General features: G+C 70.1%; 5 protein-coding genes. All 5 read right to left on the bottom strand.

What is annotated here, in order from left to right; genetic code table 11:
- Window positions 1-154 precede the first annotated feature (154 nt).
- The 5 genes from ACFYX0_RS39080 to ACFYX0_RS39060 all read right to left on the bottom strand — a co-directional run bounded on the left by ACFYX0_RS39080 (window position 155) and on the right by ACFYX0_RS39060 (window position 5392).
- Entirely contained in the window at window positions 155-1975 is a 1821-nt protein-coding gene (locus ACFYX0_RS39080) for an ATP-binding cassette domain-containing protein (protein ID WP_388978347.1), read from the bottom strand.
- Window positions 1972-2421 carry a hypothetical protein gene (locus tag ACFYX0_RS39075; RefSeq protein WP_388978345.1) on the bottom strand — a complete coding sequence of 150 codons (450 nt, stop codon included), beginning with the start codon at window positions 2419-2421 and terminating at the stop codon, window positions 1972-1974. The genes ACFYX0_RS39080 and ACFYX0_RS39075 overlap by 4 nt, the downstream gene beginning before the upstream one ends.
- 229 nt (window positions 2422-2650) lie before the next feature.
- Window positions 2651-3079 (bottom strand): ATP-binding protein, encoded by a 429-nt coding sequence (locus ACFYX0_RS39070; protein ID WP_388978342.1) that lies wholly within the window; start codon window positions 3077-3079, stop codon window positions 2651-2653.
- An 896-nt stretch (window positions 3080-3975) separates the two neighbouring features.
- A complete protein-coding gene (locus tag ACFYX0_RS39065) occupies window positions 3976-4764 on the bottom strand; it encodes a zf-HC2 domain-containing protein (RefSeq protein WP_388978340.1) in 789 nt (262 codons plus the stop codon).
- Window positions 4765-4789: 25 nt separating this feature from the next.
- Window positions 4790-5392 carry a sigma-70 family RNA polymerase sigma factor gene (locus tag ACFYX0_RS39060; protein WP_388978337.1) on the bottom strand — a complete coding sequence of 201 codons (603 nt, stop codon included), beginning with the start codon at window positions 5390-5392 and terminating at the stop codon, window positions 4790-4792.
- Window positions 5393-6248 lie beyond the last annotated feature (856 nt).

Genomic DNA, 6248 nt, shown 5'->3' with positions numbered 1-6248 from the left:
TCTTCGAGCCGAACACGAGGACGATCACCAGAACCAGGAGCACCAGGTGCCACGGCTCAAGTGCGTTGCGGAACATAGTCTTCACCTTCTCACTGGGACGGGTGGGCTCATGCCCCGGACCGGGCCGGCCCGGGGGCGGGCTCCTGCCGGGGCTCTACTTCCGCATGATGGCGGGTTCGTGGCGCCGTAGCAGGCAGGCGACGGCCATCGCGAAGACGATGGACAGCAAGAGCAGCATGCCGGTACTCAGGAGCCATGCGGCGGCCGTGTGTTGCAGGAGCGGATCGGTTTTCACCTTCTTGTCCGGGAGGATGGAGGCAAGCTGGATGGTTCCGGCCATCGCGGCGAACGCCCATCGGGAGGGCGTCAGCCATGCCGGGTATTCGACCAGGGGCCTTCCGTGGAGTTTCACCAGGGCGCCGCAGAAGACCACTTGGACGATGGCCAGCAGTACGAGCAGGGGCATGGTCACCTCCTGTTTGTGTACGAGCGCTGAGAGGAGGAGGCCGAGCGTCATTGCCGCGAAAGCCAGGAGTGTCAGCACGAGGGCGATTTCGGCAAGCGGCGGCATCAGTACCCCCAGGCCCCGTGGCGCGTTCAGATCGACACCGGAGAGTGCCACCAGCGCGAGCACGGCGGCCTGGATCACTGTGATGGTGCCGAGGACCAGAATCTTGGACATCACGTAGGCGGATCTGGACAGGCCGGCGGCTCGCTCCCGCTGGTAGATCACGTTTTCCTTGACCAGCTCGCGCACGGCGTTGGCCGCGCCGGTCAGTACGGCGCCGATGCACAGGACAAGCAGGGCGCTGGTTGCCGTGTCACGGGTCAGCCGGCTGCCGGCGATGAACCGGGTCAGGACGCCCATCACTGCGGGAAGTGCGATCATGACGCTCAGGAAGGCACGATCGGCGCCAAGAACGGCAGCGTGGCGTCTGGCCAGCGTGCCGAGCTGGGCGCCCCACGTCTGCCGCCGCAGGGTTGGTCCTGCTTGCCGGGTCTGGGTGCGGGAGGCGGGTTGCTGCATGCTGAAGTCCGTGACGTAGCGCTGATGGTGAGGTGAGTGCCGGTACTCCTTCGCCCATGCGCGGTCGCCCGCCGTCTCGAACGCCTCGAATGCCTCCGGCCAGTCCGCGAAGCCGAGGAAGGGCAGGGCCTCGGACGGCGGTCCGTAGTAGGCGACTTCGCCGCCACGTGCGAGTACCAGCAGGAGGTCGCATTCGTCGAGGCTGAGCACGCTGTGGGTGACAACGACGACTGTTCGTCCATCGTCCGCGAGGCGGCGCAGCATGCGCATCAGCGAGCGGTCCATTCCGGGGTCGAGGCCGGAGGTCGGCTCGTCGAGGAACAACAGGGACGGCTTGGTCAGCAGCTCCAGGGCCACGCTGACGCGTTTGCGCTGGCCCCCGGAGAGACTGTGGATGGGCCGGTCGGCGCGTTCTTCCAGGCCCAGTTCCCGGATGACCTCCTCGACCCGTACCTGCCGTTGTGCGGGCGCAGTATCCTGCGGAAAGCGCAGCTGGGCCGCGTAGCCGAGGGCGCGCCGCACGGTGAGCTGCGTGTGCAGGATGTCGTCCTGAGGGACGAGCCCGAGGCGCCGGCGGAGTTCGGCGTAGTTGCGGTAGAGGTCACGTCCGTCGTACAGCACCGTGCCGCAATCCGCTGGGCGCAGGCCGGTGAGGGCGTTGAGGAGCGTGGACTTTCCTGCCCCGCTGGGGCCGACTACCGCGAGCAGACACCTCTCGCCGACGGGGAAGGACACCTCGTGGAGGATTCTGTGGCCATGGCCCGCGACCACAGTCAGGTCCCGGACATCGAGGCAGACCTCGCCGGTGCCGGCATGCTCCCGCAGCTGATTGTCGGCAGGACAGGCAGCGCCCTTGCCGCCGTGGTGGAACGGCGCCTGCTCGAACCCGTCGGGATGGTCCGTGCGGCCGAAGGCACAGCCGGGTTCCCGGAGCGATGTCTCACTCATGTGTTCTTCTTCCTGACGGGTCGGGGTGGTTCAGTTCCGGGGCGCCCGGCGGCCGTCCAGGCGGCGTACTCCTGGCGGACGTAGAGGCGACGGCTGGAGGCGAGCGTGATCGCGTCGGGGTGGAGCGGGCCGGCCACCGGGTCGGGATGGCGGCGGTCGTGCAGCACGAGCTGCTCGGCGGTTTCTGCGGCGGCTGCGACCGGGCCGGGGCCGGGGTCATCCAGGGCCATCCGGTCCATGAGGGCCGCCCGGCGCAGCAGCCAGGCCCGTTCGGCGGCCGTCGCGTCGACCGGGGGGCCGGTGACGGGCCTGGCCTGGCGGCCGTCGCGTTGGGCCCCGAGAGCGAGCACTTGGTGCATCTCGCGGCGCAGATCGGGCCCGTTCGCGTACGCCTCGTGCGCAGGCGGGGCGCCGATGTCCTCGCGGCTGTTCGGGGTGACGTCCACGCTCACCACTCCGCCCGTACGTAGGGGCCGGTGCCGCAGCGTCGACACGGCATCGTGTCGTGGTCGGGGGCGCCGTGTTCGAGGGCCGGTGGATGCGCCGCGGACCGCATAGGAACTCGGGCCGGGCCCCGGCAGCCGTCGACGGGGCACGGCATGTGGGTCGTGAAGACCCACGTGCGGGGCCGTCCGGTGACCCGGCGCCGCAGCTCGCGCGGAACGTCCGGGCCGCTCATGCCGAACACCTCAGGCAGGCGCGGACCTCGCAGCCGCTGCGTGTCTGGTGGATCTCCGTCGACTGGGCGAGGTACTGGACGATGCCGGTGCCGCGGCCGTGTTCGTCTGGGGCGATGTCAGGGCGGGGGCGCTCCACTGCCATGCCGGAGTCACTGACCACGATGTGCAGAGTGCCGTGGTCGAGGACGAGCAGCAGGGTCATGCGCTCGCGGCCGTACTGGGCGGCGTTGGCGGCGAGTTCGTCGATGATGAGTACGGCGGAGTCCCGCTCGCTTGAGGGCACACTCCAGGTCGCCAGCAGATCGGCCGCGAAGTGACGAGCGGCGGGGACGTGTGCCTCCCGCGCGGGCAGGGTGAGCAGCGCCCGGTGGTCGCAGGGCTGGCCGAGCAGTGAACTAGGGCTGGGGGAGTCGGTCACAAACATGGTCTTCTGACTCTTCTGTGGATGTGCGGAGACCGGAATGGGGGAGACCCGCCAACGCCTTCGGGGGCGGTCGGTGGGCTCGATCCTGTACGGGCGCGCTCATTCAGTTCCACGGTCGACGCACACGGAACGGTTCGAGTTGTTCGCCCCTTTTGCTGGATTTTTTGGTGGGTCGCGTGAATGTCGATGACTTGGCTGCATGCTCCGTCGGCGCGCTCATGCATCAAGCCGTCTGAGGACTGGGCCGGTTCGCCTGAGCCGGGGATGAGGCCCACCAGCTCCCGGAAACCGTAGGCGCGCCCTGAGCAGGAACCGGGGGCCCTGCGGGGTGGGCGGCCTGCCACTGCCCGGACGCCGTGTGACGGCAGCGGGCCAGAGCCCCGGGACCGAGCCGTGGAACTGCCCCGGTGCCGACACAGTCCTTTGCTGACAGATTGTGCAGGCCGAGCAACTGCAGCACCTGACCGGTCCTGGGAACGTGTGGCATCTCAGCTGCCACATCGACGACCGCATGCGTCCGCCCCTCGACCCGCTGGTCGTTACGCCCGGACGGCTTTCGCCTCGATCAGCCCGGCCGCGGAGGAGACCTTTCCCGGTGGATGGCAGCCGCTTGGGCCACCAGCCGCCACCCAGCCCGTGGCGCTGATCAGCCTGCGGCCGGAGAGGTACCGGCGTCGGCCTGCGGGGCCTCCGGACACGCGGCGCTCTTGCGCCGCCGTGCGCTCATACCCGACAACCGCACCCGTGGCGGGGCGGTGGGTGGACGCCCGAGGTGCGCCGCGGGTGGCCCTGTCGCGGGCGGTACGCCTTTCCGGCGACCCGCGCCGGGGCGCGAGGAGTCGATCGGTGCGCCAGGAGCCCGCTCCGACGACGGGGTCGCGTGGGCTCCCCACACTTCACGCGTGGATTGTGACGAGCTTCTGACCGTTGCCTGCGATGATCTCGAAGTGCTCGATGGTTCCCGGGGACATGGGAACCGCCCCTGGGATCGTGGTGCCGGGAGGGTACTCGCCTGCCCGCCAGGTGGCGCCGTCCGCCCTCGTTTCGCCGGGCCCGACCGCCTGAAGCCGGCAGGTGATTCCGGCGGGTGCCCCTTTGGCGGAGACCTGCAGGACACTGCCCCAGGCCGAGGGCGAGACCTTCACCGAGGCGGAGACGCCGGTGGTGGGATCGCTTCCGGAGAAGGTGCGCCAGGGGGCCGGCGCGGTCGGCCCGGGGGGCGTCGCCTGACTGCCCAGGGATCCGACAGCCGCCAGCCATGTGCCGCCGGCCGCTGCCGCGATGAAGGTCAGCGAGGCGGCAGCGCCGGCCAGTTGCAGACGCCAGGTCCTGCGGCGCCGGGCCGCAGCCTGCTGGAGCAACCTCTCCAGCACACCCCCCTGCGGCGCCTGCGACCCTGCGGGCACACCGGGCAGTTCGGGCAGGGGGCCCTGCGCGTCTTCGGCTGCCCGTGCCACCAGCCGGTCGGCCAGGTCGCCGTCAGCCGTCGGCACCCTCTGGCCTGAGACTTCGGCTTCGGTCACTGTCGCCAGCAGCGCGAGGCACCCCGCCAGCTGGGTGTGTTCGGCCCGGCAATCGGCGCATTCCGCGAGGTGGACGCGCACACGTTCCATCTCCCCCGAGGGCAGCGTGCCCAGGACGTACCCTCCCAGCGCCAGCCGGAGGGCGTCGTGCTCCGCACTCATGGTCGCCGCCTCCTGCCCGCCACGGTCATGGCTCGATCCCCCGCTCCTGGAGCGCCAGCCGCAAGGCGTGCAGGGCGTAGTACGTCCGTGACTTCACGGTGCCCAGCGGGATGCCCAGCACCTGTGCGGCCTCGGCCATGGTCCGACCCCGGTAGTAGGTCTCCAGCAGGACGGCGCGGTGGTCCGGGGACAGTGACCGGACGGCCTCGGCAACCGCCCAGCTCTGCAGTGCCTGCTCGATCTCGTCCTCGCCCGGTTGCTGCTCGGCGGCTCGCTCCAGCGCATCGCCGCCGGCCTCGGTCGGCCTGGCCTGCCGGGCCCGGTGGGCGTCGATGACCAGATGCCGCGCGACCGTACACAGCCATGCCCGGGCCGGGCCGCGTGCGGGGTCGAACGCGGCGGGATGCTGCCATGCCCGCAGCAGCGTCTCCTGCACCACATCCTCCGCCCATTGCCAATCTCCCGAGGTCAGTCGCAGCACGTAGTGGAACAGGGGCCCTGCGTGCTCCGCATACAGAGTGCGCAGCAGTTCCTCGTCTGCGGTCGAAAGGGTCCCTTTACCAGAGACACGGTGCGCGGAGCGATCCGGATCGGTCCGTGGACCACGTTTTCGGGAACTCCAGGGCATAGACCGATCATTACGCACATGCCTCGCTTTGTCCCGTAGCGCACGGCGTGAAGGAGGTGACTCTCTGTGGCCGCCGTTGGGCGATATGCCCGTGCCGGGCCTTACGGCGCCACCGGGGTCAAGCGTGCGCGGGGTCCGGGGGAGACCGGCTGATCTGCGGCGACACCAAGAGATCTCATAAAAAGTGCATATCTACCGAACCGTGAGGCCCTCGCCGTCCGTGGATGCGGACAAGGGCCCACTTGCGCCTCATTCCTCATCGATTCCCATATGACAAAGGATGGGTCAGAGGTGACCGAGATTCACCGCGCCCCTTACGTGCTCCCGGGTTCGACCGCGATCAGCCCACCTCCGCGGATCGAACTCGGCGGCACCGCGCAGCCCCGGCCGGTGCCCGGCGCACATCACGTCGACGGCTCTGCGCGAGGGAAGCGCAGCCACGGGGGCAGAACGCCACCTGGCCCAGCGCGCGCACCATCCGTACAGGCACCACCGACCCGCCCCGAGCCCCTCGCGGCTCCCCGCAGGGGGAACTGCCGCATGCCGCCCGCACCTTCGCGGCGCGCAAGGGCGGATGCCCAGCGCGAGGCACGTCGAGGGCCGCGGCCGGTACGGGGTAGCACCCGTGCTCGTTCGGGGGGCCGTGAGGGGCACGCACCCGTGAACACGACATCCACCACACATCCCTGCGGTTGCCTGCGCCCTCCGCCGGCGCAGCCCCCGTCTCCGCTCGATCAGTGAGGAACAAACACCATGCATCTGAACTTCCGCACACCCGGCCGGCGATCACGTGCCGCGGCCGGACTTGCCGTCGCCACTGCCGGCGCGCTGGGGATCCTCAGCTCATGCGGCCAGT

Source organism: Streptomyces sp. NPDC002573 (assembly GCF_042889625.1).
GTDB classification, from domain to species: Bacteria; Actinomycetota; Actinomycetes; order Streptomycetales; family Streptomycetaceae; genus Streptomyces; species Streptomyces gibsoniae.
Note: the sequence above shows the minus strand (reverse complement) of the source record. Positions and strands in the feature narration are given on the sequence as shown.